This window comes from Methylorubrum rhodinum (assembly GCF_014199935.1).
In the GTDB taxonomy this organism is placed as follows: domain Bacteria; phylum Pseudomonadota; class Alphaproteobacteria; order Rhizobiales; family Beijerinckiaceae; genus Methylobacterium; species Methylobacterium rhodinum.
In genome coordinates this window covers 159,058-183,205 of the sequence record NZ_JACHOP010000007.1, presented here as the reverse complement: position 1 = coordinate 183,205, position 24,148 = coordinate 159,058, and the positions used below count along the sequence as shown (strand labels likewise).

Annotated in this window: 21 protein-coding genes; 12 read left to right on the top strand and 9 right to left on the bottom strand. The window is 72.0% G+C overall.

The window, feature by feature from the left end; genetic code table 11:
• The first annotated feature begins 19 nt into the window (after positions 1-19).
• Genes HNR00_RS11240 through addA form a run of 4 tightly spaced genes read left to right on the top strand, consistent with a single transcriptional unit; the run spans position 20 to position 7,353 of the window.
• Positions 20-307 (top strand): hypothetical protein, encoded by a 288-nt coding sequence (locus HNR00_RS11240; RefSeq protein ID WP_183569239.1) that lies wholly within the window; start codon positions 20-22, stop codon positions 305-307.
• Positions 307-768 carry a PIN domain-containing protein gene (locus HNR00_RS11235; RefSeq protein WP_183569237.1) on the top strand — a complete coding sequence of 154 codons (462 nt, stop codon included), beginning with the start codon at positions 307-309 and terminating at the stop codon, positions 766-768. The genes HNR00_RS11240 and HNR00_RS11235 overlap by 1 nt, the downstream gene beginning before the upstream one ends.
• Before the next feature lie 19 nt (positions 769-787).
• Positions 788-3,919 (top strand): double-strand break repair protein AddB, encoded by a 3,132-nt coding sequence (addB, locus tag HNR00_RS11230; protein ID WP_183569235.1) that lies wholly within the window; start codon positions 788-790, stop codon positions 3,917-3,919.
• Positions 3,916-7,353, top strand: a complete 3,438-nt coding sequence (addA, locus tag HNR00_RS11225) for a double-strand break repair helicase AddA (protein WP_312886037.1) — start codon at positions 3,916-3,918, stop codon at positions 7,351-7,353. Before addB ends, addA begins: the two co-directional genes overlap by 4 nt.
• Positions 7,354-7,509: 156 nt before the next feature.
• Here addA and HNR00_RS11220 read toward each other — a convergent pair whose 3' ends face one another.
• Positions 7,510-8,808: a PQQ-dependent sugar dehydrogenase gene (locus HNR00_RS11220; protein WP_183569232.1), complete on the bottom strand. Its 1,299-nt coding sequence runs from the start codon at positions 8,806-8,808 to the stop codon at positions 7,510-7,512.
• Positions 8,809-9,128: 320 nt separating this feature from the next.
• On the opposite strand from HNR00_RS11220, the gene trxA reads away from it, so the two are divergent.
• On the top strand, positions 9,129-9,449 hold the full coding sequence (gene trxA, locus HNR00_RS11215) for a thioredoxin (RefSeq protein WP_056239752.1): 321 nt from the start codon (positions 9,129-9,131) through the stop codon (positions 9,447-9,449).
• Positions 9,450-9,599: 150 nt separating this feature from the next.
• Here the strand turns inward: trxA and HNR00_RS11210 are convergent, their stop codons facing one another.
• The 4 genes from HNR00_RS11210 to trpA form a co-directional block, all read right to left on the bottom strand.
• Positions 9,600-10,502: an outer membrane protein gene (locus tag HNR00_RS11210; RefSeq protein WP_183569230.1), complete on the bottom strand. Its 903-nt coding sequence runs from the start codon at positions 10,500-10,502 to the stop codon at positions 9,600-9,602.
• Between the two features lie 131 nt (positions 10,503-10,633).
• Entirely contained in the window at positions 10,634-11,959 is a 1,326-nt protein-coding gene (locus HNR00_RS11205; protein WP_183569228.1) for a bifunctional folylpolyglutamate synthase/dihydrofolate synthase, read from the bottom strand.
• Between the two features lie 33 nt (positions 11,960-11,992).
• Entirely contained in the window at positions 11,993-12,892 is a 900-nt protein-coding gene (accD, locus tag HNR00_RS11200) for an acetyl-CoA carboxylase, carboxyltransferase subunit beta (protein ID WP_183569226.1), read from the bottom strand.
• Positions 12,893-12,984: 92 nt separating this feature from the next.
• Positions 12,985-13,815 (bottom strand): tryptophan synthase subunit alpha, encoded by an 831-nt coding sequence (trpA, locus tag HNR00_RS11195; RefSeq protein ID WP_183569224.1) that lies wholly within the window; start codon positions 13,813-13,815, stop codon positions 12,985-12,987.
• Between the two features lie 303 nt (positions 13,816-14,118).
• On the opposite strand from trpA, the gene HNR00_RS11190 reads away from it, so the two are divergent.
• From HNR00_RS11190 to HNR00_RS11170, 5 genes are all read left to right on the top strand, one after another.
• Positions 14,119-16,173 carry an ATP-binding protein gene (locus tag HNR00_RS11190; protein ID WP_183569222.1) on the top strand — a complete coding sequence of 685 codons (2,055 nt, stop codon included), beginning with the start codon at positions 14,119-14,121 and terminating at the stop codon, positions 16,171-16,173.
• A 129-nt stretch (positions 16,174-16,302) separates the two neighbouring features.
• Positions 16,303-16,506, top strand: coding sequence for a DUF3311 domain-containing protein (locus HNR00_RS11185; protein ID WP_183569220.1), 204 nt, complete (start codon positions 16,303-16,305; stop codon positions 16,504-16,506).
• Positions 16,503-17,963 carry a sodium:solute symporter family protein gene (locus HNR00_RS11180; protein WP_183569218.1) on the top strand — a complete coding sequence of 487 codons (1,461 nt, stop codon included), beginning with the start codon at positions 16,503-16,505 and terminating at the stop codon, positions 17,961-17,963. Before HNR00_RS11185 ends, HNR00_RS11180 begins: the two co-directional genes overlap by 4 nt.
• A gap of 85 nt (positions 17,964-18,048) precedes the next feature.
• Complete coding sequence (locus HNR00_RS11175) at positions 18,049-18,324, top strand: type II toxin-antitoxin system ParD family antitoxin (protein ID WP_183569216.1); 276 nt, start codon at positions 18,049-18,051, stop codon at positions 18,322-18,324.
• Positions 18,317-18,613, top strand: coding sequence for a type II toxin-antitoxin system RelE/ParE family toxin (locus HNR00_RS11170; protein WP_183569214.1), 297 nt, complete (start codon positions 18,317-18,319; stop codon positions 18,611-18,613). The genes HNR00_RS11175 and HNR00_RS11170 overlap by 8 nt, the downstream gene beginning before the upstream one ends.
• 13 nt (positions 18,614-18,626) lie before the next feature.
• On the opposite strand, the gene HNR00_RS11165 is transcribed toward HNR00_RS11170, so the two are convergent.
• A complete protein-coding gene (locus HNR00_RS11165) occupies positions 18,627-18,764 on the bottom strand; it encodes a hypothetical protein (protein ID WP_183569212.1) in 138 nt (45 codons plus the stop codon).
• A gap of 109 nt (positions 18,765-18,873) precedes the next feature.
• A complete protein-coding gene (locus HNR00_RS11160) occupies positions 18,874-19,866 on the bottom strand; it encodes a tyrosine recombinase XerC (protein WP_183569210.1) in 993 nt (330 codons plus the stop codon).
• 200 nt (positions 19,867-20,066) lie between these two features.
• Here HNR00_RS11160 and HNR00_RS11155 point away from each other — a divergent pair, with 200 nt between their 5' ends.
• A complete protein-coding gene (locus tag HNR00_RS11155; protein WP_183569208.1) occupies positions 20,067-20,462 on the top strand; it encodes a VOC family protein in 396 nt (131 codons plus the stop codon).
• A gap of 181 nt (positions 20,463-20,643) precedes the next feature.
• Here HNR00_RS11155 and HNR00_RS11150 read toward each other — a convergent pair whose 3' ends face one another.
• Together HNR00_RS11150 and hrpB are read right to left on the bottom strand one after the other, a co-directional pair.
• Positions 20,644-20,985 (bottom strand): hypothetical protein, encoded by a 342-nt coding sequence (locus HNR00_RS11150; protein WP_246390538.1) that lies wholly within the window; start codon positions 20,983-20,985, stop codon positions 20,644-20,646.
• A 91-nt stretch (positions 20,986-21,076) separates the two neighbouring features.
• The gene (hrpB, locus tag HNR00_RS11145) at positions 21,077-23,560 is read right to left on the bottom strand and encodes an ATP-dependent helicase HrpB (RefSeq protein WP_183569206.1); all 2,484 of its coding nucleotides are present in this window, start codon (positions 23,558-23,560) and stop codon (positions 21,077-21,079) included.
• Between the two features lie 202 nt (positions 23,561-23,762).
• Between hrpB and HNR00_RS11140 the strand changes: the two genes are divergently transcribed.
• Entirely contained in the window at positions 23,763-24,065 is a 303-nt protein-coding gene (locus HNR00_RS11140) for a hypothetical protein (protein WP_183569204.1), read from the top strand.
• Positions 24,066-24,148 lie beyond the last annotated feature (83 nt).

The window sequence follows — 24,148 nt, the reverse complement described above, 5'->3', positions numbered from 1 at the left end:
GACACGCTCGGAGGTTGCCATGGACGTGAAGGAAGCGGTGGCCAAGGCAAAGACTTACGTCGCGGAGGCCTTCGCCGGAGAGAGCCTGACGAATCTCGGCCTCGAAGAAGTCCGCTTCGACGACACGGCGGATACATGGTCGATCACCCTCGGCTTCTCCCGTCCGTGGGACGCTCCGAAAATCGTCACGAATCGTCTCGGGCGCGACCTCGATCTCAACCGCATCTACAAGACCGTACGGATCGCTGATCCCGACGGCCGGCTGCTCGCAGTGGACGACCGGGTGCCGTTGATGGCCGAGGGGTGATGCGGGCGTGCCTCCTCGACACCAACCTGTTGGTCCTGCTCACGGTCGGCCGTGCCTCGCCGGCCTTCGTGGAGGTTCATAAGCGGACCCGCAGCTACCGGAGCGAAGACCTGCCGCTGCTCGAAGAATTGCTGGCGAAGGCCGCCCGGATCGTCACGACGCCGCACGTACTGAGCGAGACCTCGAACCTGATCCGGCAGTTTCAGGAGCCGGGACGCGGCCGGATCGTCGAGGCTTTCCGGGATTTCGCTTTCCAGGCGGAAGAAACCCACGTCCCTTGCGCGGAAGCGTTCGCGCAGCCCGATTTCGTCCGTCTCGGCCTGACCGATGCCGGGATCCTCGCCGCGCTGCGCGACGATGTCGGCCTCGTCACCGACGATCTGGACCTTTATCTTGCCAGCGTCACCGCCGGGCGCGACGCCATCAATTTCACGCACGAGCGCGCCCGCCGCTTCGGGTGACCTTTTCAGCCAGAAGCCCATGTCCGCCCCCCGCGTCCTCACCATTCCCCCCGGCGCGCCGTTCCTGCCGACGCTCGCCGACGCGCTCGTCTCGGGCCGCCTCGTCGGCGCGCTCGGCGACGATCCGTTCGCGCTGGCCTCCGTCACGCTCTACCTGCCGACCCAGCGCGCCGTGCGGGCGCTCTCGACCGTGCTGGCGCAGCGCCTCGGCGGGGCGGCCCTGCTGCCGCGGATGATCCCGCTGGGCGAGGCCGACGAGGCCGAACTCGACCTCTCGGCCAACGCCCTGCTGGACACGCCGGAGGAGTTGCTGCACCCGGCCGTCGCGCCGCTGGAGCGGCGGCTGATCCTCGCCCGCCTCGTCCAGAGATGGGCCGAGACGGTGGACCGCGAGCTGCTGCCCATCGACGACGAGGTGCCCTTCCTCGTGCCGTCCTCGCCCGCCGACGCGGTGGCGCTCGCCGCCGACCTCGAAGGGCTGATGGACGCGCTCACCGTCGAGGGCCTGCCCTGGAACGAGATCGGCGCCGCGGTCGAGGCCGAGCACTCGCGCTATTTCGGCCTCACCCTCGATTTCCTGCGCATCGCCGCGGAAAACTGGCCCGGCATCCTCGCCGCCCGCTCGCTCGCCGACCCGGCGGTGCGGGCGCGGCGCCTCGTGCTGGCCGAGGCGGACCGGCTCTCCCGCGAGCGGCCGGGCGATCCGGTGGTGGTCGCGGGCTCGACCGGCTCGGTCCCGGCCACGGCCCGGCTGATCGCCGCGGTGGCGCGGCTGCCGCGCGGCGCCGTGGTGCTGCCCGGCCTCGACCTCCATCTCGACCCGGAAGGCTGGGAGGCCATCGACGGCGGCGGCAATCCCGAGGACGCCGCCCACGGCCATCCGCAGGCGATCCTGCGCCAACTGATGGGCCGCACGGCGCTCGCCGTCGGGCGCGAGGCGGTGGCGCCGCTCGGCGATCCGCCCCCCGAGGCGGTGGCCCGCGAAAAGCTGCTGTCGCAGGCCCTGCGCCCGGCCGAGACCACCGACGCCTGGGCCGGGCTCGACCCGGCCGAGCGTCTGACGCTCGCCCGCGAGGGGCTCGACGGCCTCGCCGTCGTCGAGGCCGCGGACGAGCGCGAGGAGGCCCTCGTCGCGGCGCTCGCGCTGCGCGAGACCCTGGAGACGCCCGGCGCCACCGCCGCCCTGGTGACCCCCGACCGCGGGCTGGCGCTGCGCGTCTCGGCCGAACTCGCCCGCTGGGGCATCGTGGCGGAAGACTCCGCCGGCCTCGGGCTGGCCCGCTCGCAGGGCGGGCGCTTCGCCCGGCTCGTGGCGGAGCTTGCCGCCGAGCCCGCCCCGTCCCGCGTGATCTCGCTGCTCGCCCATCCCTTCGTCCGCCTGGGGCTCACTCGCAGCGAGGTGGTGCGCGCGGCCGCGGCTCTGGAGATCGGCGGGCTTCGCGGCCCCGCCCCGGTGCCGAAGAACAGCTTTGACGGCATGCGCACCGCGCTCGAACTCAACCGCACCACCACCGCGCGGGTGCCGCGGGCGAAGAAGCGGCTCAAGGCGATCGACTGGGAACTGGCGGCGCAAGTCCTCGACCGGCTGGAGATCGCGCTGGGCGCCTTCCGCACCGACCGGCAACCCGCAATCGGCAACCTCGTGGCGCTGGCGGCCCTCCACCGCGAGGCCTGCGAGCGGATGCTCGCAGGGTCCGAGACGTCGCCCGAGGACGAGATCGACGACCCGTCTCTCGACACCCTGGACCAGCTCTTCGACGACCTCGAAGCGGCATCCGACGAACAGCTGCCCGGCCGGTTCGGCGACTACGCCGCCGTTTTCACCGCGCTCGCCCGCGACCGCACCGTGGCCTGTGCGCGGGACGGCGCGCATCCGCGCCTGCGCCTGCTCGGTCCGCTGGAGGCGCGGCTGCTGACCGTCGACCGGGTCGTGCTGGGCGGCCTCGACGAGGCGGTCTGGCCGGTGCGCCAGACCACCGACGCCTTCCTCAACCGGCCGATGCGCGGGCAGGTCGGCCTGTCGCCGCCCGAGCGGCGGATCGGGCAGGCGGCGCACGACTTCGTGCAGTTGCTCGGCACCTACGACGCGGTGCTGACCCGCGCGGCCAAGCGGGAGGGCTCGCCGACCGTGCCCTCCCGCTTCCTCCAGCGCCTGCGCGCCTTCGGCGGCGAGGGCCCGTGGGAGGACGTGCTGGCCCGCGGCCGCCGCCTGCGGGGGCTCGCCGCCGTGCTCGACCGCGGCCGCGAGCCCGCCCCGCCGCGGCTGGCGCGCCCGGCGCCGAAGCCCGACCCGGCCCTGTTTCCGCGCCGCCTCAGCGTCACCGAGATCGAGACGCTGGTGCGCGACCCCTATTCGATTTTTGCGCGTCACGTGCTGGGGCTGGAGGCGCTGGAGCCGGTCGCCGTGGTGCCGGGCGCGGCCGAGCGCGGCACGCTGATCCACAAGATCCTCGGCGACTTCGCCACGAACCATTCCGGGCCGCTGCCGCCGCGGGCCGACGAGTTCCTCTACGCCATCGCGCTCGAAGCCTTCGGCCGGCTTCAGGACCAGTACCCGGAACTCTACGCCGAGTGGTTCCCCCGCTACGAGCGCATGGCGATCGAGTTTTTGGAGTGGGAGCGCGTCCGCCGCTCCGAACTCGCCGGCATCCATCCGGAGATGTCCGGCAAGTGGGTGATCCCGCTCGGCTCGGAAGAGTTCACCCTCACCGGCCGGGCCGACCGCATCGAGCGCCGCGCCGACGGCGGCTTCTGCATCGTCGATTTCAAGACCGGCGCGCCGCCCTCCAACCGCACCGTCTTCGCCGGCTTCTCGCCCCAACTCACCCTGGAGGCCGCGATGCTGATGCACGGCGCCTTCGAGGGGCTGAAGGCCGGCGCGGTGCCCGATCTCCTCTACGTCCATGCATCCGGCGGGCGCGAGCCGTTCCGGCCGATCCCGATCAAGCCGCCGCCCGGCGAGGCGCGGGCGGTCGAGGTTATCGTGGAGGAACACGTCACGCGGCTGCGCGGGCTGCTCGCCCGCTACATGACGGGGCAAGCGGCCTACGTCTCGCGGCCGTTCCCGCAATATGTCCGCGCCTACAGCGACTACGATCATCTGGCCCGCGTCCTCGAATGGTCGCTGGCGGGCGAGGGGGAGAGCGCGTGAGCGGCTTCATCGTCGACGAACTGACGAAGTCGGCCCAGCTCAAGGCCGCCGACCCGCGCCTCTCGGCCTGGGTCTCGGCCAATGCGGGGGCCGGCAAGACCAAGGTGCTGACCGACCGGGTGTTGCGGCTCCTGCTCGACGGGGCGCCGCCGGGGCGCATCCTCTGCCTCACCTTCACCAAGGCGGCCGCCGCCAACATGTCGATTCGCGTGTTCCAGCGGCTGGGCCGCTGGGTGACGCTGGACGACGCCGCGCTCACGACCGAACTCACCGAACTCACCGGAGCGCGCCCGGCCCGCGCGACCCTGCGGCTCGCCCGCCGCCTGTTCGCCCGCGCGGTCGAGACGCCGGGGGGCCTCAAGATCGAGACGCTGCACGCGCTCTGCGAGCGGCTGCTGCACATGTTCCCGTTCGAGGCCAACGTGCCGGCCCGCTTCGTCGTGCTCGACGAGACGCAGGCCCGGGACATGTTCGAGATCGAGACCGACAACGTGCTCGCCGACGCCATTCTGGGCGGCGACAAGGGCCTGTCGGAGGCGCTCGCCGTGGTCGGGGCGGAAGCCTCCGGCGATACGCTGCGCGATGCGATCCGCGCCGCCATGCGCACCCGCGCCCTGTTCTCCGACCACCGGGCGCTCGGGCCTGCGCTCGCCCGTCTGCCGCGGGCGCTGTCGCTCAAGGACGGCGCCAGCGTCGAGAGCATCGAGCGCGACATCCTGGAGGGCGGCGACCTCGGCGATTGGCTCGCGCTCTCGAAGATGTTGCGCACCGGCAAGGCGACCGACGAGCGGCTGGCCGACGCGCTGACCGAGGCCCACACTCTGCTCGACGCCGGCAAGGCGCTCGCCCCCTACCGCTCGGTCTTCTTCACCGACAAGGACGAGCCGAAGGCGGAACGCTCGCTCGGCACCAAGGCGGTGCCCGCCGACGTGAAGCAGGCGCTGATCGACGAGCAGGCCCGGCTGATCCCGCTGTTCGATTCCTTGCGCGCCGCCCGCGCGCTCGCCCGGACACAAGGGCTCTACCGCCTCGCGGCGGAAATCCACCGCCGGATCGAGGCCCAGAAGACGCGCCAGGGCGCCCTCGATTTCGACGACCTGATCCACAAGACGCTCGATCTGCTCTCCCGCGTCGGCGCCTCCTGGGTCCTGTACAAGCTCGACCGCGGCGTGGACCACGTGCTGGTCGACGAGGCGCAGGACACCAACCCGCAGCAATGGGAGATTCTTCGCACGCTCACCGCCGAGTTCGCGGCGGGCGAGGGCGCGCGGGGCTTGCTGCGCACCCGCTTCGCGGTCGGTGACCCCAAGCAGTCGATCTACAGCTTCCAGGGTGCCGATCCGCGCGAGTTCGAGGTGACGCGCCGCGCCTGGGGGCGGGCGGCGGCCGAGGCGGCGATCGGCTTCGCCGATGTCGGGCTCACCCTGTCGTTTCGCACCGCGAACCCCGTGCTCAAGGCGGTGGACGCCGTGTTCAAGGTGCCGGAGCACTTCGCCGGCCTTTCCTTCGAGGACCGGGCGACCGGCACCGTCCACGCCTCCGCCCGCGGCGAGGTGCCGGGCGCCGTCGAGCTGTGGTGCATCGAGGAGCCGGCGGAGACGGAAGAACCCGACGCCTGGGCCGCGCCGGTCGATGCGCCGGAGGCCAACGCCCCGGCGATCACCGTGGCGCGCCGCATCGCCCGCGCGGTCCAGGCCTGGACCACCACGGGCGACGCCTGCGGCCGGGTCTGGCGGCCGGGCGACGTGCTGATCCTCGTGCGCAAGCGCTCGGCGGCGTTCGAGGAGGTGATCCGGGCGCTCAAGGGCCTCGGCGTGCCGGTGGCTGGACAGGACCGGCTGGAGGTCGCGGGCCACATCGCCGTGCTCGACCTCGTCGCCGTCGGCCGCGCCGGCCTGCTGCCCGCCGACGACCTGACGCTGGCGACCGCCCTCAAGACCCCGCTGGTGGGCCTCACCGACGACGACCTCACCCGCATCGCGGCCCGCCGCCCGCTCGCGGAGACGCTGGAAGACGCGCTCGCCCGCCACGCGGAAGCCGGCGATCCGGCCGCCGTCCGCGGGCGCGACGCGCTGGCCTTGTGGATACGGCTGGCGGCCGAGAACGGCCCGTTCGGCTTCTACGCCGCGCTGCTCGGCGCCCATGGCGGGCGCAGCCGGCTCGTGGCGCGGCTCGGCGGCGAGGCGGGCGACGCCATCGACGTCTTCCTCGCCCAGGCCGCCGACGCCGAGGCCGGCGCCGATGCCGCGCCCTGCCTCGACGCGTTCCTCGCCGACTACGTGACCCGCCCCGGCCGCGGCAGGACCGGCCTTTCGGTCAAGCGCGATCTCGAATCCGGGCGCGACGAGGTGCGGGTGATGACGGTCCACGGCGCCAAGGGCCTGGAAGCGCCGGTCGTCGTCGTCATCGACGGCTGCGAGCCGCTCGGGCGCAACGACCCGCCGCTCTTGGCGCTCGACGCCCCCGCGGACGGTCCACTGCCGCCGGTCTGGACCGGGGGGCGCACGCAGGATTGCGCGGCGACGTCAATTGCCCGCCAAGCCCTTCAGGCCCGCGCGCGGGAGGAGCACAACCGCCTGCTCTACGTCGCCATGACGCGGGCGGCCGATCATCTCGTCATCGCCCCCTATCGCGGCGCCACCCGCGAGACCCCGGCCTCGTGGTGCGAGATGGTGCGCATCGGCCTGGAGCGGCACCTCGGCCCCGGCGAGGCGATCGAGACCGCGCACGGACCCGTCACCCTCTGGCGCGAGGGCGGGGCCGCCGCGCCCGGCCACGCCGCGCCCGCAGCGCTTCCCGAACCCGAGACGGTACCGGACTGGCTGTTTGCCCCGGCCGCCCCCGAGGCCGAGGCGGCGCCGCCGTTGAGCCCGTCGGGTGCACTGGGCGCCGCCGACGGTCACCGCCCGCCGCGCCGCCGCCAGGGCGACGCCGAGGCCCGCCGTCGCGGCGCCCTGATCCACGCGCTGCTGGAACACCTGCCCCGGATCGACCCGGCCCGCCGCGAGGAAGCCGCCGCCCGCTTCGCCGGCGCCCGCGCCCCGACCCTGGACGGGGCCAAGCGCAACGAGCTGGTCCGCGCGGTGCTGCGGCTGATCGCGATGCCGGAGCTGGCGCCGCTGTTCTCAAGCGCAGCGCGGGCCGAGGTCGCGCTGTCGGGCCGCCTCACCGTGGACGGGATCGAGCGCGACGTGACCGGCCGCATCGACCGCCTCGTCGTCGGCGAGGACACGGTGACGCTCTGCGACTTCAAGACCGGCCGCCCGCCGGACGAGAACGCCCCGATCCCGCAGCGCGAGGCCGCCCAGGTCGCGCTCTACGCGCGCCTCGCCGCCGCGGTCTGGCCGGGCAAGCGGATCACCGCTTTGCTGGTGTGGACCTCCGGGCCGGTGGTGCGGCGGCTGGGGGAGGGGGAGATGGCGGCTTTAAGTTGATCCCACCCATACCCCTCATCCTGAGGTGGCAGCGCGAAGCGGCGCCCTCGAAGGAGGGCTCCAGGGATCGCGCGATACGCTGAAGCCCTCCTTCGAGGCTTCGCTACGCTACGCACCTCAGGATGAGGGGGATTGGGTGGAAGATGCGCGCCCGCCTCAGCTGCTCTTCTTCGGCGTGATCTTCACGATCTGGCCGTCGTCCTCGGTGAGCGCGTAGACGGCGCCGTCGGGGCCGACCTTCACGTCGCGGACGCGGTGGTCGAGGGGGATGCGCTCCTCGGTGACGACCTTGTCGCCGTCGAGCTTGAGCGCGACGAGGCCGGTGCTGACGAGGCCGCCGATCAGGAACTCGCCTTTCCAGTCCGGAAACAGGTCCTTGTCGTAATAGGCCATGCCCGAGGGGCCGATGACCGGGTCCCAGTAATAGACCGGCTGCACCGTGCCGCCGGCCTGGGTGGCGCCGTCGCCGATCTTCTCGCCCGAATACTCGATGCCGTAGGTCACCACCGGCCAGCCGTAATTGAGGCCGGGGCGCGGGCGGTTCAGCTCGTCGCCGCCGCGGGGGCCGTGCTCCACGGTCCAGAGCCGGCCCTGGCCGTCGAGCGCGGCGGCCTGGACGTTGCGGTGGCCGTAGGACCAGATCTCCGGCTTGGCCTTGTCACCGCCGACGAAGGGATTGTCCTTGGGCGCGTTGCCGTCGGTGTCGATGCGGAAGACCTTGCCCAGCCCGCTCGACAGGTCCTGCGCCTGGCCGCGGGTCTGCTTGTCGGAGCGCTCGCCCACCGTCACGAACAGCTTGCCGTCGGGGGCAAAAACGAGGCGCGAGCCGAAATGCTTGTCGCCGTCGTAGGTCGGCGTCTGGCGGAAGATCACCTTGACGTCGTCGAGGCGGGCCTTGCCGTCGCTCTCGACGAGCTTGGCCTTCGCCACGGTGGTGCCGTTGCCCTTGTCGCGCGGCTCAGCATAGCTGAAGTACACCGTGCGGTCGGAGGCGAAGCTCGGGCTCAGCGCGATATCGAGCAGGCCACCCTGCCCCTTCGGATCGACCTTCGGCACGTTCGCCACAGGCTGGCCCGGCGTGCCGTCCTTCGAGACGATCCGGATCTTGCCGGCCTTCTCGGTCACGATCACGCGCCCGTCCGGCAGGAACTCCATCGCCCAGGGGCTGTCGAGGCCCTTGGCGAACACGGCCGTTTCGACCTGCGCCTTCTGCGTCGGCTCGGGGGCGCGGGTCTGGTTGGGCAGGAGCGGCTTGTACTCGGTGTTGGGCGGGCCCTGCTCCGCGGTCTTCGTGCCGGCGCCGGGCGCGGCGGGTGCCTGGAACGCCTCGCCCTCAACGCGGGAGGGGCGCGCCTCTTGTGTCGCCTCCTGTGCCGCGGATGACCGAACGAAGGCCGACGCGTCGAGGCCGAGGGCCGCGACGGTGGCGAGCAGGAAGGGAAGGGTGCGCGTCACGTCGGTGTTCCTTGTCCGCCTGTCCCGAAGTCTGACTGACTGAAGTCTGGCTGACCGAAGTCTGACCCGCACATGGGGCGCGAGGCCCAGATGGCGAGGGCGGGCGGCCAACAGGGCGGCCAAGCGGCGCAGCGGCGCGCGGGCTGTGAAGGCCTGTGCACACCCATGCTCGGCCCGCGCCTCAGCCCCGTGCCGGCCGGGTGGGCGGGGCAGGGCGCCTTGACCGCTGCCGGGTGCGTCGCCAAGTTCCGGACCAAGCCCAGGAGGCGCCGACCCCGCTCCCCGGTGCCCCGAAGGATACGAGTCGAAAGGACGTTGAGATGGCGACGGTGAAAGTGACCGACGCGAGCTTCGAGCAGGACGTGCTGAAGTCCGCCGAGCCGGTCGTGGTGGATTTCTGGGCGGAGTGGTGCGGCCCGTGCCGTCAGATCGGCCCGGCGCTGGAAGAGATCTCCGCCGACCTCCAGGGCAAGGTGAAGATCGTCAAGGTCAACGTCGATGAGAATCCGGGCATCGCCTCGACCTACGGCATCCGCTCGATCCCGACGTTGATGATCTTCAAGAACGGCCAGCTCGCCAGCCAGAAGGTCGGCGCGGCCCCCAAGGGCGACCTCTCGCGCTGGATCCAGGCCAGCGCCTGATCCACGCCACCGTTCCGACGGCGAGGCCCGGCCCTGCGGCCGGGCTTTTTTCGTGCCCGAGACCGGGGGTGCGAGGCATGCCGGCCAAAACAAAGGAGCCCGGCCTTGCGGCCGGGCTCCCTCGGTTTCGAGACCCTTGATAGGTTCGGCTTAGTAGCTGCCGAACTTGTAGTTCAGGCCGGCGCGGACGACGGCGAAGTCGTTGTCGCGGCGGGCAAAGTTGTTGAAGATCACCGACGAGGTGCCGGCGTTGAAGTTCGGCAGCGGCGTGGCGTTGACGATGGTGCCGTTGGCGTTGGCGAAGCCGTAGCGGCTCTGGTTGCCGTCGAAGTTCACGTACAGACCTTCGATCTTGAGCGTCACCGCCGAAGAGCGGAAGAAGTTCAGGAACGAGTCGGTCGGGAGCGCGTACTCGACACCGCCACCGACGGCGTAGCCGGTCTTGAAGTCGTCGGCGTCGACGGCGCGACCGCCACCGAAGCTGCCGTAGGCGAAGCCGCCGGTGCCGTAGAACAGGACGCGGTCGAAGGCGTAACCAATGCGGCCGCGGACGGTGCCGAAGAAGTCGAGGCCCTGGAGACCGGTCGGGTTGATCAGCGTCACGCCCGGCTGCAGCGCGGCCGTTCCGGTGAAGGCGCAGGCGACGCCAGCCACGCCGCAGGTGCCGGCGCGGCCGTCGCGGCCACCGAGGTCGGCGTACTGGGCGTCAGCCTCGATACCGACGACGATGCCGGAACCCGGGGTGAACTGATAGTTGTAGCCGATCTGGGCGCCGCCGACGAAGCCGTCCTGACGGCCGCCGTTGTCGTAGGCGAAGCCGCCGACGCCGACGCCGCTGATGACGCGCGGATCGATGGTGGCGACGAGGGTCGGATCCCGCGAATCCTGAACGCCGAAGCCGTAACCGGCGTTGATACCGGCGTAGAAGCCCGTCCAGGTGAACACCGGAACCGGCGTGAAGATCGGCGGAGCGGCGCGGCGCGGCAGGTCGGCGGCGGACGCGACGGTGGTGAGCGCCGTGAAGGCGGCGAACGATGTCAGAAGCTTTTTCATGTTTTTTGATCCCCAGCAGAGTGCCCGATCGCCGTAAAGCTAGACCATTTCCGCCCCCCGGGATGTAGCGGCCAAGCCACACCCGCTGATGGCGTTTCGGGCCCGCCGGCGTTCCGCGCCGGGCCGGCGACTCAGGCGGGGATCGTCCCGTTGGCCTCCAGCACGGCCCCGGCGAGGTAGAGCGAGCCGCAGATCAGGACGCGGGGCGCCCGCTCGAACACCGTATCGGAGAGCCCTGCCAGCGCGGCCTCGACGCTGTGGGCGGTGCTGGCCTGCAACCCCACCGAGCGGGCGATCCCGGCGACCTCCTCGGCGGGGCGCGCCGCCATCTGGCCGGAGATCGGCACAGCCACGAGGGAGCGGGCGAGCCCGACGAAGTTCTTCAGGAAGCCTTCCGCGTCCTTGGTGCCGAGCAGGCCCACGACGAGCACCAGCGGCACGTCGCTGCGCTCGCCGAGATCGGCCATGGCGGCGGCGAGGATCCGCCCGCCATCGGCGTTGTGGCCGCCGTCGAGCCAAAGCTCGGCGTCCCGCGGCATGCGCTCGGCGAGCGCCCCGTGACGAAGGCGCTGGAGCCGGCCCGGCCAGTCGACGTTGCGCAGGCCCGCCTCGAGGGCCGCCGTGCCGATATCGCCGAAGCCCGCCGCGCGGAGGGCCGTGATGGCGGTGCCGGCATTGGTGAGCTGATGGCGCCCGGCGAGCCGGGGGCGGGGCAGGTCGAACAGTTCGGTCTCGTCCTGATAGACGAGCCGGCCGTTCTCGTCGTGGACGGTGAAGTCCTGGCCGCCGACCCGCACCGGGCTCGCGCCGACCCGCTCGGCGGCGCGGCAGAGCACGGCATCGGCCTGGGCGTAGTCCTGGGGCGCGATCACCGCCGGGCAGCCGCGCTTGAAGATGCCGGCTTTCTCGGTCGCCACCGCCTCGACGGTGTCGCCGAGATACTCGGCATGGTCGCGCCCGATCGGCGTGACGACGGCGCAGGCGGGCCGGTCGATCACGTTGGTGGCATCGACCCGGCCGCCGAGGCCGACTTCCAGTAGCAGCACGTCGGCCGGGGCTTCCGAGTACAGCAGCAGGGCGGCCGCCGTGGTGATCTCGAACACGGTGATCGGTTCGCCGCGATTGGCCGCCTCGCAGCGGGCGAAGGCGTCGGCGAGCCGATCCTCGGCCACGAACTGGCCGCCGCCGATGCCGCCTAAGCGGATGCGCTCGTGGAAGCGCACGAGGTGCGGCGAGGTGTAGACGTGGGCGGCCAAGCCCCCCGCCTCCAGGATCGCCCGCATGAAGGCGATGGTCGAGCCCTTGCCGTTGGTGCCGGCGACGTGGATCACCGGCGGCAGGCGCCGCTCGGGATGGTCGAGGGCGCCCAAGAGCCGCTCGATCCGCCCGAGCGACAGGTCGATCGTGCGCGGATGCAGGGCGAGGAAGCGCGCCATCAGCGCGTCGGAGGATTCCATCTCGCGCTCGAACTCTCGCAACTCAAAGGCGGCTCAGGCCGCGTCCGGCAGGGAGGCCGGGACGGGGGCGTCCCGGCGCACGTCCATCAGCAGGCCGCAGAGCCGGCCGATCGTATCCTTGAGCTGGTGCCGGTGCACCACCTGATCGACCATGCCGTGCTCGCGCAGGTACTCCGCCCGCTGGAAGCCGTCGGGCAGCTTTTCGCGGATGGTCTGCTCGATCACGCGGGGGCCGGCGAAGCAGATGAGCGCACCGGGCTCGGCCAGATGCACGTCGCCGAGCATGGCGTAGGAGGCGGTGACGCCGCCGGTCGTCGGGTTCGTCAGCACGACGATGTAGGGGAGCTTGGCCGCGTTGAGGCGGCGCACCGCGACCGTGGTGCGCGGCATCTGCATGAGCGAGAGGATGCCCTCCTGCATGCGGGCGCCGCCGGAGGCCGCGAACAGCACGTACGGCGTCCGTTTCTCCAGGGCCGTCTCGGCGCCGCGGATGAACGCCTCGCCGCCGGCCATGCCGAGCGAGCCGGCCATGAAGGAAAATTCCTGCACCGCGAGCGTCATCGGCAGGCCGGCGACGCGGCCGAAGCCGATCTTGAAGGCGTCGGCCATGCCGGTCTTGGCGCGGGCCTCCTTGAGGCGGTCGACGTAGCGCTTCTCGTCGCGGAACTTGAGCGGGTCGGCGGCGACCTCGGGCAGCGGCACGTCGATCCACGTGCCCTCGTCGAACATCATCTTGAGGCGCGCCTGGGCGCCCATCTTGAGATGGTGCTCCGAACCGGGGATGACCCAGTGGTTCTGCTCGACCTCCTTGTGGAACACCATCTGCCCGGTATCCGGGCACTTGATCCAGAGGTTCTCGGGCGTCTCGCGCTTGAACAGCGTCTTGATCTTGGGGCGCACGACCTCCGAGATCCAGTTCATCGCCTCGACCATGGGGCCTCTCGCTCCTCGAACCGTGACACGCTGATATCGGACCGGCACCGCCCCGATGCTATGGGGCGGGTCGCTCGGACGAAGGGACCGCTCTAGCCCTTCGTCACGCCGCGCACGCCGCCCGCGAGTTCGCGCACCAGCCCGGCCACGGCCGCGACCGTGCCCTCGCCCGCACGACCCTCGGCATCGAGGCTGCGGGCCAGCGCATCGACCAGCGCCGAGCCGACCACCACGCCGTCGGCGCCCTCGGCCACCGCCGCCGCGTGCGCGCCGGTGCGGACGCCGAAGCCGACCACGACCGGCAGGTCGGTCCTGGCGGTGATGCGCGAGACCGCCTGCGCCACCTTGCCGAAATCGGGCGTCGCCGTCCCGGTCACGCCGGTGATCGACACGTAGTAGACGAAGCCCGCCGTGTTCGCGAGCACGGCCGGCAGGCGCTTGTCGTCGGTGGTCGGGGTGGCGAGCCGGATGAAGGCCAGCCCGTGTTCGCGCGCGGGCAGGCACAGCTCGTCGTCCTCCTCGGGGGGCAGATCGACGACGATGAGCCCGTCGATACCGGCCTCCCTGGCGTCGGGCAGGAAGCGCGCGACGCCGTAGGTGTGGATCGGGTTGTAGTAGCCCATCAGCACCACGGGGGTGTCGGCGTCGCCCTCGCGGAAGCGGCGCACCAGCGCCAGCGTGCCCGCGAGGTCCTGGCCGGCCTTGAGCGCTCGCAGGCCCGCGGCCTGGATCGCCGGCCCGTCGGCCATCGGATCGGTGAAGGGCAGGCCGAACTCGACGATGTCGGCGCCGGCGCGGGGAAGCGCCTCCAGCACCTTGAGCGAGGTCTCGGGATCGGGATCGCCCGCCATCACGTAGGTGACGAGGGCGGCCCGCTTCTCCGCGCGGCAGCGGGCGAAGGCGGCGTCGATGCGGGCGGTCATCCGTGGCACTCCCGGGCGGCTCGGCCGGGATTCTGTTGTCACACACGGGGCCGTGCGGCTCCGCGGTGTCCCGGCCAGGGGGGGCGCCTACACCATCCGCTTGCCGAGGTGAAGCATTCTCGGGCGCGGAGGCAGCCGGCCGGGAGGGGGCCGAGCCGACGCGCGGGCAGCGGATCTGCAAACAATTCTCGGGGATTCGCTCATCTTCCCCTAACCGCCTTTCTCAAGCGCGGCTTCACGCGCGCCTGTCACGGTCGCTCCCAGGCTGCCCGTTCCGGTAGCCAAGGAGTGGCGTACCGCGTCATGACTCTCGCGCTGACCATCCTGGGGCTGTCCGCCTTCGTCGGGCTCGCCGGCCTGATCGTCGTGGGCGTGCGGCGGCACGGCGCCGCGCTGCCGGCCTTCCCCTCGGAATCGCTGCAGGACCGGCTGTGGCAGGTCGCCGAAAGCGAGGAGCGCTACCGGGTGCTCGTCGAGGCGACCACGCAGGCCGTGGTCCAGCGCGACGGGCAGGGGCGGATCACCTTCGCCAGCGAGGGCTTTGCCGCGCTGCTGGGCGCCAAGCCGCTCGACCTGATCGGCTCGACGCTGACGCCGCAGGTGCTGGAGCGCGGCCCCGTGCAGGTGCGCCCCGACGGCGTGCGCCAGGTCGAGGAGCGGCTGGTGCCGGTCGACGGCACGCCGCGCTGGTTCTCCTTCGTCGAGCTGCCCGCCGCGGGCCTGGAGGGCGGACCGAACTGGCTGCGGGCCGGCAGCGACGTCACCGACCATGTCGAGGCGGTGCGCTCGCTGGACGAGGCGAAGAGCCGGGCGGAAGCCGCGAACGTCGCCAAGTCCCGCTTCCTCGCCACCGTCAGCCACGAGTTTCGCACGCCGCTCAACGGCATCCTCGGCATGGCCGACCTGCTGCTCGACACCCGCCTCGATCCGGAGCAGCGCACCTATGTCGAGGCCCTGCGCACCAGCGGCAAGGCGCTGCTGACGCTGGTCGACGGCATCCTCGACTTCTCGCGGATCGAGGCCGGCCGCCTCGACCTCGCTGCCGAGCCGTTCGATGCCGCGCTCCTCGTCGAGGGCGTCGTGGAGTTGCTGGCCCCGCGCGCCCAGGACAAGGGTCTGGAGATCGCGCTCGACATCGCCGACGACCTCGTGGCTTTCCGCGTCGGCGACGCCGACCGGGTGCGCCAGATCCTGCTCAACCTCGCGGGCAACGCCGTGAAGTTCACGCAAGCCGGCGGCGTCGGCGTGAGCCTGACCCGCGAGGGGGAGGGGATCGCGCTCACCATCGAGGATACCGGCCCCGGCATGGCCGAGGACCGCATCCCGGTCCTGTTCGAGGAGTTCGAGCAGGGCGACGGCAGCGCGAGCCGGCGCCACGAGGGCACGGGCCTGGGCCTCGCCATCACCCGCCGCCTCGTCGAGCGGATGGGCGGGACGATCGAGGCCCGCTCGACGCTCGGGCGCGGCTCGACCTTCCGGGTGGTGCTGCCGCTGCCGGCCCCTGAAGATGCGCGCCTGCCGGTCGCCCCGCCCGCGCTGCGGGCGCGCCGGGTGCTGATCGTGGCCGATTCCCCGTTCCAGGCGCCCTATCTCGCCCGCCGCCTCAGCCGCTCCGGCGCGGCGGCCGTGGTGGTCGGAACCATCGAGGCCGGGCTCGACGCCCTGGCGGCGGCCCCCTTCGACGCCGTCATCGCCGACCGCTGCCTCGGCGACGCCCCCGTCCGCGCGCTGGCGGCGGAGGCCGGACGCTGCGGCGTTCGCTGCCGCCTGATCCTGCTCTCGCCGTTCGACCGGCGCGAGTTCGGCGCGGTGAACGCATCGGGCTTCGACAGCTACCTGATCAAGCCGGTGCGCGCCCGCTCCCTGTTCGACCGCCTGCTGGAGCCGGGCGCCGCGCCGGCCGAGACGGAGACGCATCCCGCCGCCGGGATCGAGCCGCCCCAGCCCGCCCGCGTCGCACCTCCCGCAGCCTCGTCCGGCCGCCGGGTGCTGCTCGCCGAGGACAACCCGATCAACGCGCTGCTCGCCACCAAGGCCCTGGAGCGGCTCGGCGCCCGGGTGACGCTGGCCCGCGATGGTCTGGAGGCGCTCGACATCCTGAAGACGCAAGGTCCGTTCGACCTCGCCCTGATCGACATCCGCATGCCCGGCCTCGACGGCCTGGAGACCGCCCGGCGCCTGCGCGCCCGCGAGGCCGAGACGAACGCGAGCCCGCTCCACCTCGTGGCGCTCACCGCCAACACCGGCCGCGAGGACATGGACGCCGCCCACGCGGCGGGGTTCGACGGGTTTCTGGCCAAGCCGCTGAATCTGCGCGCGCTGCCGGGAGTCTTGGAGGGGCGCAAGGAAGCGGCTTGAGGAAACAGAAGGTTTATCCCCTCGCCCTGGCGCAGGAACTGCCTCATCTTCGCGGCAGCGAAGGGTTGAGGACCGCATGACACGAGCGACCTTGGGACACGCACGCACTCGGCCGGGGAGGGCGGACGCGTGAAGCATCTGCGCTGGCTCGCCGTGCTGCCGCCCGCCGGGATGCTGCTCGGGCCGTACGTCCTCAACCGGGTCGAGCCGCTGGTGCTCGGCATGCCGCTGCTGCTGGCCTGGCTCGTCGGCTGCACCGTGGCGACCTCCGTGGTGATGGCGGCGATCTACCTCACCGATCCGGCCAACCGCGACGCGGGAGAAGAGCCATGAACGCGGCGCTCCCGATCATCGCGCTGGCCTTCGCGGGGGCGCTGGCCTTGGGCCTGTGGGCGCGGGCCGGCCACGACATGGACATGGAGCAGTGGAGCGTCGGCAAGCGCGGCTTCGGCACCGTGCTGGTCTTCCTGTTGATGGCGGGCGAGATCTACACCACCTTCACCTTCCTCGGCGGCTCGGGCTGGGCCTACGGCAAGGGCGGACCGACCTACTACATCCTCTGCTACCTCACGCTGATCTACGTGATCTCCTACTGGCTGCTGCCGCCGGCGTGGAAATTCGCCAAACAGCACAACCTGTTCTCGCAGCCCGACTATTTCGCCGCCCGCTACGAGAGCCGGCCGCTCGGCATCCTCGTGGCCCTGGTCGGGCTCGTCGCGCTGGTGCCCTACATGGTGCTCCAGCTCAAAGGCTTAGGCATCATCGTCTCGACCGCCTCCTACGGCGTGATCCCGCCGACGCTGGCGATCTGGATCGGGGCGGCGGGCGTCAGCGTCTACGTGATGGTGTCGGGCATCCGCGGCTCGGCCTGGACCGCGGTGGTCAAGGACATCCTCATCCTCGCCGTGGTGGTGTTTTTGGGGCTCTACCTGCCCTACCACTATTACGGCGGCATCGGCCCGATGTTTTCCGCCATCGATCAGGCCAAGCCCGGCTTCCTGGCGCTGCCCGATCGGGGCCAAAGCGCGACGTGGTTCGCCTCGACGACGATCCTGACGGCGCTCGGCGGCTGGATGTTCCCGCACATCTTCGCCTCGATCTACACCGCGAGCGACGCCCGCACCTTCCGGCGCAACGCGGTGTTCCTGCCGCTCTACCAGCTCATGCTGCTGTTCGTGTTCTTCGCAGGCTTCGCGGCGGTTCTGCAGGTGCCGGGCCTGACCGGCCCCGACGTCGACCTGTCGCTGTTCAAGATCGCGCTGGAGACCTTCCCGCCGTGGTTCGTCGGCGTCGTCGGCGCGACCGGCGTGCTGACCGCGCTGGTGCCGGGCTCGATGATCCTGATCGCGGGTGCGACCCTCATCGCGCAGAACCTCTACCGGCCCTTGGCGCCCCACGCGACCGACGCCTCGACGGGGCGGCTCGCCAAGATCATGGCGCCCGTGCTGGCGCTGGCCTGCGTCGGCTTCACCCTCTACGGCGGCGAGACCATCGTGCAGTTGCTGCTGATCGGCTACGCCGTGGTGACGCAGCTCTTCCCGGCCTTCTTCTTCAGCCTATGGCGCCGCAACCCGCTGACCAAGGCCGGCGCCATCGCCGGGATTCTAGCGAGCGTCGCCGTGGTCTCGGTGACGGTGGTGGGCGGGTACACACTCGCAAAACTGTTTCCGGGCCTGCCGGGGCCGATCCAGGATCTGAACGCGGGCGTCGTGGCGCTGGGGCTTAATCTGGTGGTGGCGTTCGCGGTCAGCGCCATGGGAGGTCGCGCGCGGGCGAGCGCGACCTCGTAGTCGCGAGACAGGTACGAGCGTTGAAACTTGTCCGAGCCGTCTCACGGCGATATCAAAAAGTGATATTTTCGCGAGGGGGCCGGACATGGCATCGAGCTACAGCTTGGGCGACCATTACGAGCAGTTCGTGCGCGATCTGGTCGGCAGCGGTCGCTATGCGTCGGCAAGCGAGGTCGTACGCGACGGCTTGCGGCTGGTGGAGGAGCGCGAGCAGATGCGCGCCGCCAAACTTGAAGCCTTGCGGCGTGACGTAGAAGCAGGTCTCGCCAGCGGCCCGCCGGAGCCGCACGACATGGAGGAGATCAAAGCCGCAGCGCGGGCTCTGCGAGCTCGCACCAGCGAGTCAGGTCGTCATGGCTAAGGTTTCACGTCGTGCGCTTGCCCGGCGTGATCTGATCGAAATCTGGACGTACATCGCGGCGGATGACGAAGGCGCCGCCGATCGCGTCCTCGACAGGATCGATGGCGTGCTCACCATGCTGGCCGGCAATCCCATGGCTGGTCGAGCCCGACCGGAACTGATGGATCAGTGCCGAAGCTTTCCGGTCGCCAGCTACGTACTGATCTACCTGCCTCTTCCCAATGGAATCGATTTGCTGCGCGTGGTGAGCGGCTTCCGCGACATCGACCGTATCGCGTTCGATAGCTGACCGCTCAGCCCCATCAGGCCCGCGCAGTGCGGCCCCGCGCCAGCGCGCCCTTCAGCGCGGTCACGGGCAGGAGCACCGTCTTCACCAGGGCGGTGACGGCGAGGACGGCGAGGACCGGCAGGATCGCCACGCAGATTCCGCTGACGCGCATTGGATGTTTCCTTCGAGCGACTCGGGCGGCGTCCACCGCCGTCTTGGGCACAGTCCGCCACTCAATCGCGGCAAGACCAAGGTGAATCGGGGCCGTGACGGCGACAGCCTCACGGGTTTGTTGTGCCGGCCAACCTTCCCGCGCGGGGATGCGCGGCCTCGAAGGCGCTCATCAGCCGGGCGGCGTCGACCTTGGTGTAGAGCTGCGTCGTCGAGAGCGAGGCGTGACCCAACAGTTCCTGGATCGCCCGCAACTCGCCCTGGCGCGCGAGGAGATGGGTCGCGAAGGAATGTCGCAGGGCGTGCGGCGTCGCGCTGTCGGGCAGGCCGAGCGCGCCGCGGAGGGACGCCACCGCGTATTGCACGATCCGCGGCGAGAGCGGCCCGCCCTTCACGCCGACGAAGAGCGGCCCCTGCGGATCGAGCGGGTGCGGGCAGAGGGCGAGGTAGTCGGCCACCGCCTGCGCGACGGCGGGCAGCACCGGCACGTCGCGGATCTTGCCGCCCTTGCCGGTCACCCGCACCGCATCGAGGCCCGGCACCGGGGCGTCGCGGGCGGCGAGCCCCAGCGCCTCGGAGATGCGAAGGCCGGAGCCGTAGAGCAGGGCGATCACCGCCGCATCGCGGGCGAGCACCCAGGGCTCGCGCGATTCGTCGGCGCGGGTCTCCGGAAGCGTCATCGCCACGGCGGCGGAGACGGGCAGCGGGCGGGGCAGGCGCCGCTCGACCTTGGGCTGGCGCACCGCGCCGAGCGCCGCGACGCTGCCGTGGCCCTCGCGCTCGAGATGGCGGGCGAAGGAGCGCAGGCCCGCGAGCATCCGCATCAGCGAGCGCCCGGAGATCTCCTCGGCACGCCGCGCCGCCATGAAGGCGCGCAGGTCGCGGGGCTTGAGGGCGATGAGCCGGGCGATCGTCGGCGGGCCGGAGCGGGCGTCGAGATGGGTCAGGAACTGGCGCAGATCGCGCTCGTAGGCCTCGACCGTGTTGGCGGCCATGCGCCGCTCCTGCGCCAGCGCCCGGCGCCAGCCCTCGGCCGACGCGCGGAGCGCGGCATCACCGGGAAGGAGGGGGTCGGCGACGGCCTGTCGGGCGCTCGGCGGCATGAGCGGAGCAAGCGCCGCTTAAGGTTGATGAAGCGTTAAGGCCGGAGGGCGCGGCCCTCCGCCCGCGCGACGGCGGGCATCCGCCGAACGCGCCGATCCCGACCCTCGGTCGGTTTGGCGCAACGCGAGAAAAGCCCCTTTTCGCGGGGCCCGGCTGCGCCATCTGGCCGCCCATCCGTTGTTCGAGAGAGAGAGCCCCGATGGCCAAGCCCGTCCACAGCATGATCCGCGTCCGCGACGAGGCGCGCTCGCGCGATTACTATGCCCGCGCCTTCGGCCTGGAGCCCGCCGACCGGTTCGACTTCCCGGACTTCACCCTGCTGTACCTGCGCGATCCGGCCTCGCCGTTCGAGCTGGAACTGACGGTCAACAAGGACCGCTCCGAGCCTTACAATCTCGGCGACGGCTACGGCCACATCGCCTTCGTGGTCGACAACGTCGAGGCCGAGCACGCCCGGTTCACCCGCGAGGGCTTTCCGGCCACCGACCTCAAGACCCTCAAGCACAACGACACCCCACTCGCGACCTTCTTCTTCGCCACCGACCCGGACGGCTACAAGATCGAGGTGATCCAGAAGGGCGGACGCTTCGCCTGAACGGGGACGACGCCCCTCATCCCACCCATCCCCCTTCATCCTGAGGCGGCGGCGCGAAGCGTCGCCCTCGAAGGAGGGCTCCAGGGATCGCAGAGACTCTTGGAGCCCTCCTTCGAGGCCGCTTCGCGGCACCTCAGGATGAGGGTGAGGGTGGGACGAAAAAGGAAGACGGCGAAAAACCTTACGGCGCCGTCTTCTCCAACCGCTCGAAGGCCGCGAGGCCCTTCTCGCACGCCGTCGGCGAGGGCGGCGGCAGGCTGGTTTCCAGGCGCATGGCGTCGTCGAGGGAGGGCACGTAGCGCTCGTCGGTGAGCGCGCGGCCCAACGCCGCCTGCATCCGGGTCCGGCCCGCGGCGATCGTCGCATCGACCCGCTCGCGGGGCACGCCGCAGGCGAGCGCCCGCCCCAGAATCTTGCCGTGCTTCTCGCCCTCGGCCTGCGGGATCACCAGAGGCCTGTCCTGCGCCGTGGCCGCCGCCGACCACAGCAGCGGGGCCAGACACAACGCCGCGCGCATCCTCATCACGAACCCTCCTCCCTCGTCGCGCCCTCGTAGCCCTGCGCGGGTGCAGCCGTCACGTGCCCGGATCATGTGCCCGAATCACGTGCCGGGATCATGTGCCCCTCGGCTTCGCCCGCCGGGTCGGCGCCTCGGCGAGCGGGTCCTCCGGCCAGGGATGGCGGGGATAGCGCCCGCGCATCTCCGAACGCACGGCGGCCCAGGAGCCGCACCAGAAGCCCGGCAGGTCGCGGGTGATCTGGATCGGGCGCTGGGCCGGCGAGAGCAGGTGCAGCACCAGCGGCACCCGCCCGCCGCCGAGCGTCGGATGCCGGTCGAGGCCGAACAGCTCCTGCACCCGCACCGCCAGCACCGGCTCGGGGCCGGATTCGTAATCGACCGGGATGCGCGAGCCGGTCGGCACCGCGACATGGCTCGGCGCTTCCTGTTCCAGCCGGGCGCGCAGTGGCCAGGGCAGCAGCGCGTGCAGGGCTTGGCCGAGATCGTCGGCGGTGATCGCGGCGAGCGAACCGCGCCCGACGATCCCCGGCGCGAGCCAGTCCTCGACGGCAGCCGCCAAAGCCTCGTCCGAGAGGTCGGGCCACTCGCCGCCCTCCGCCCCGTGGAGGAAGCGCACGCGGGCGCGCCACTGCGCCAAAGCCGGCGTCCAGGGCAGGCGGTCGAGGCCGAGCCCGGCTACGCCGCGGGCCAGCACCTTGGCCGCCTCTTCGTCGGCGGGGACGGGCTGGGTGCGCTCGTCGAGGCTCACCGCGCCGAGGCGGCGGATCTCGCGCGCCCGCAGGGCCCGCGCCTGGGGGTCGAAGCTGACGCTCCGCACCGTCTCGATCCGGTCGGCGAACAGCGCGTCGATGGTCTGCGGAAGAATCGCGGCGGCGGCGAGGATGCGGGCGTTGGCCGCCGTGCCGGTAAGGTCGGCCACCACGACGAAGGGCTCGCGGGCGAGCGCGCTCGCGGGGTCGAGGAGTCCGGCCCGGCCGTTGGCCATCAGAACCGCGCCCTCGCGGCCCCGCGCCCGGGCGACCCGGTCGGGATAGGCCAGCGCCAGCAGCGCGCCGGGCTCGGCCAGCGTCGGATCGGGCTCAGGAAGACGGGAGCCGGCGGCGCGCTCCGCCTGACGGGCCCAGCCCTCGGCGAGGCGGCGCATGTCGGCGGCGCGTCCGCCGCGGTCGCGGGCAAAGCGGTCGAGGCGCTCGGCGAGATCGGCGGCATCGCCCCCGAGCCCCCGCTCGACCAGCAGGGCGGCCAGTTCCGCGGCCCGGCGGGCATGGCCGATTTCGGCGGCGCGGGCCACCATCCGGGCCAGCCGCGGCGGCAGCGGCAGGGCCCTCAGGGTCCGGCCCGTGGCGGTGAGACGGCCGTCGGCGTCGAGCGCGCCGAGATCGGCCAGCATCGCGCGGGCTTCGCTCAGCGCCGGGGCGGGGGGCGGATCGAGGAAGGGCAGGGCGGTCGGGTCGGCCAGCCCCCAGGCGGCGCAATCGAGCACGAGGCCGGCGAGGTCGGCCGACAGGATTTCCGGGCGGGCGAAGGGTTCGAGCGAAGCGGTCGCGGCCTCGGGCCAGAGCCGCCAGCACACGCCCGGCTCCGTGCGTCCGGCGCGGCCCCGGCGCTGATCGACCGAGGCCCGCGAGGCGCGGGCGGTGACGAGCCGGGTCATGCCGTTGCCGGGCTCGTAGACCGGCACGCGGGCGAGCCCGGAATCGACGACGATGCGCACGCCCTGAATCGTCAGCGAGGTCTCGGCGATGGCGGTCGCCAGAACCACCTTGCGCCGGCCCGGCGGGGCCGGGGCGACGGCGCGGTCCTGCTCGCCTTGGCTGAGCGCACCGTAGAGGGGGGCCAACTCCGTGCCCTCGGGCAGGCGGCCCTCCAGCCGCTCGGCGGTGCGGCGGATTTCGGCCTGCCCCGGCAGGAAGGCGAGCAGCGAGCCCGGATCGGCCCGCAGCGCCCGCAGGATCGCGCCGGCCATCGCGTCCTCGATGCGCTCGCTCGCGGCGCGGTCGAGATGGCGCGTCTCGACCGGATAGGCCCGGCCCTCCGACTCGATGACGGGCGCGCCCCCCAGAAGCCCGGCCACGCGGGCGCCGTCGAGGGTCGCCGACATGGCGAGGATGCGCAGGTCCTCCCGGAGCGCGCCTTGCGCGTCGAGGGCGAAGCCGAGGCCGAGGTCGGCGTCGAGCGAGCGCTCGTGGAACTCGTCGAACAGCACCGCGCCGATGCCGGACAGCTCCGGATCGTCGAGGATCATGCGGGTGAACACGCCCTCGGTGACCACCTCGATGCGGGTGCGCGCGGAGACTTTGGAGCCGAGCCGCACCCGCAGGCCCACCGTATCGCCGACGCGCTCGCCGAGCGTCGTCGCCATGCGCTCGGCCGCGCCGCGGGCGGCGAGGCGGCGCGGCTCCAGGAGAATGATCTTTTTGTCGCCGAGCCAGGGCTGGTCGAGGAGCGCCAGCGGCACCCGCGTGGTCTTGCCCGCGCCCGGCGGGGCGACGAGCACCGCGGCGTTCCGCTGTTCAAGCGCCGCGCGCAGGGCGGGAAGGGCGGCCTCGATCGGGAGCGGAGCGGGATCCATCGGCATCGGACGGGGAGGTGATCCGGTTCGGGCCGCCGCGCAACCCATTGAAGCGACACGTCCAATGGGCGCGGCCGAGTTCGCCGGGCCCGATCAAACATTTTTTACCGGATTTCGGCCGAGCCGCCGGAACGGCCGCGCTCACGTCGAATTGAGCGCTCGACGTGCCGAACGCGCACGGACCGAAATACGGACGGACTAGACACCTATGCGCATTGCCCTCACCCTCGCAGCCGGCGTGCTGCTCTGCGGCCTCGGCGCCGGTACGGCCTCGGCCGCCCCGGCGATGCCCGCCCCCGGCGTGATCGCCGGCGACACGATCGAGACCGTGATGCATGGCGGCCGTCACCACCGCCATCGCGGCTGGCACCGCCATCACGGCACCACCAAGGCCTACCGCCGCGCCCGCCGCTACAACACGATGCGCTACGGCAACCCGAACGCCCGCAACCCGGAGCGTTCCGGCTACCAGCAGCAGCTCGGCAACACCACCAACGGCCCGCGCTACTGAGCGGTTCTGGGGATCATCGCCCGCATCGGCGACGATCCCCGCGAGGTGAGGCCAGACAGCCCGCCCGGCCCGGAGCCCGGCGG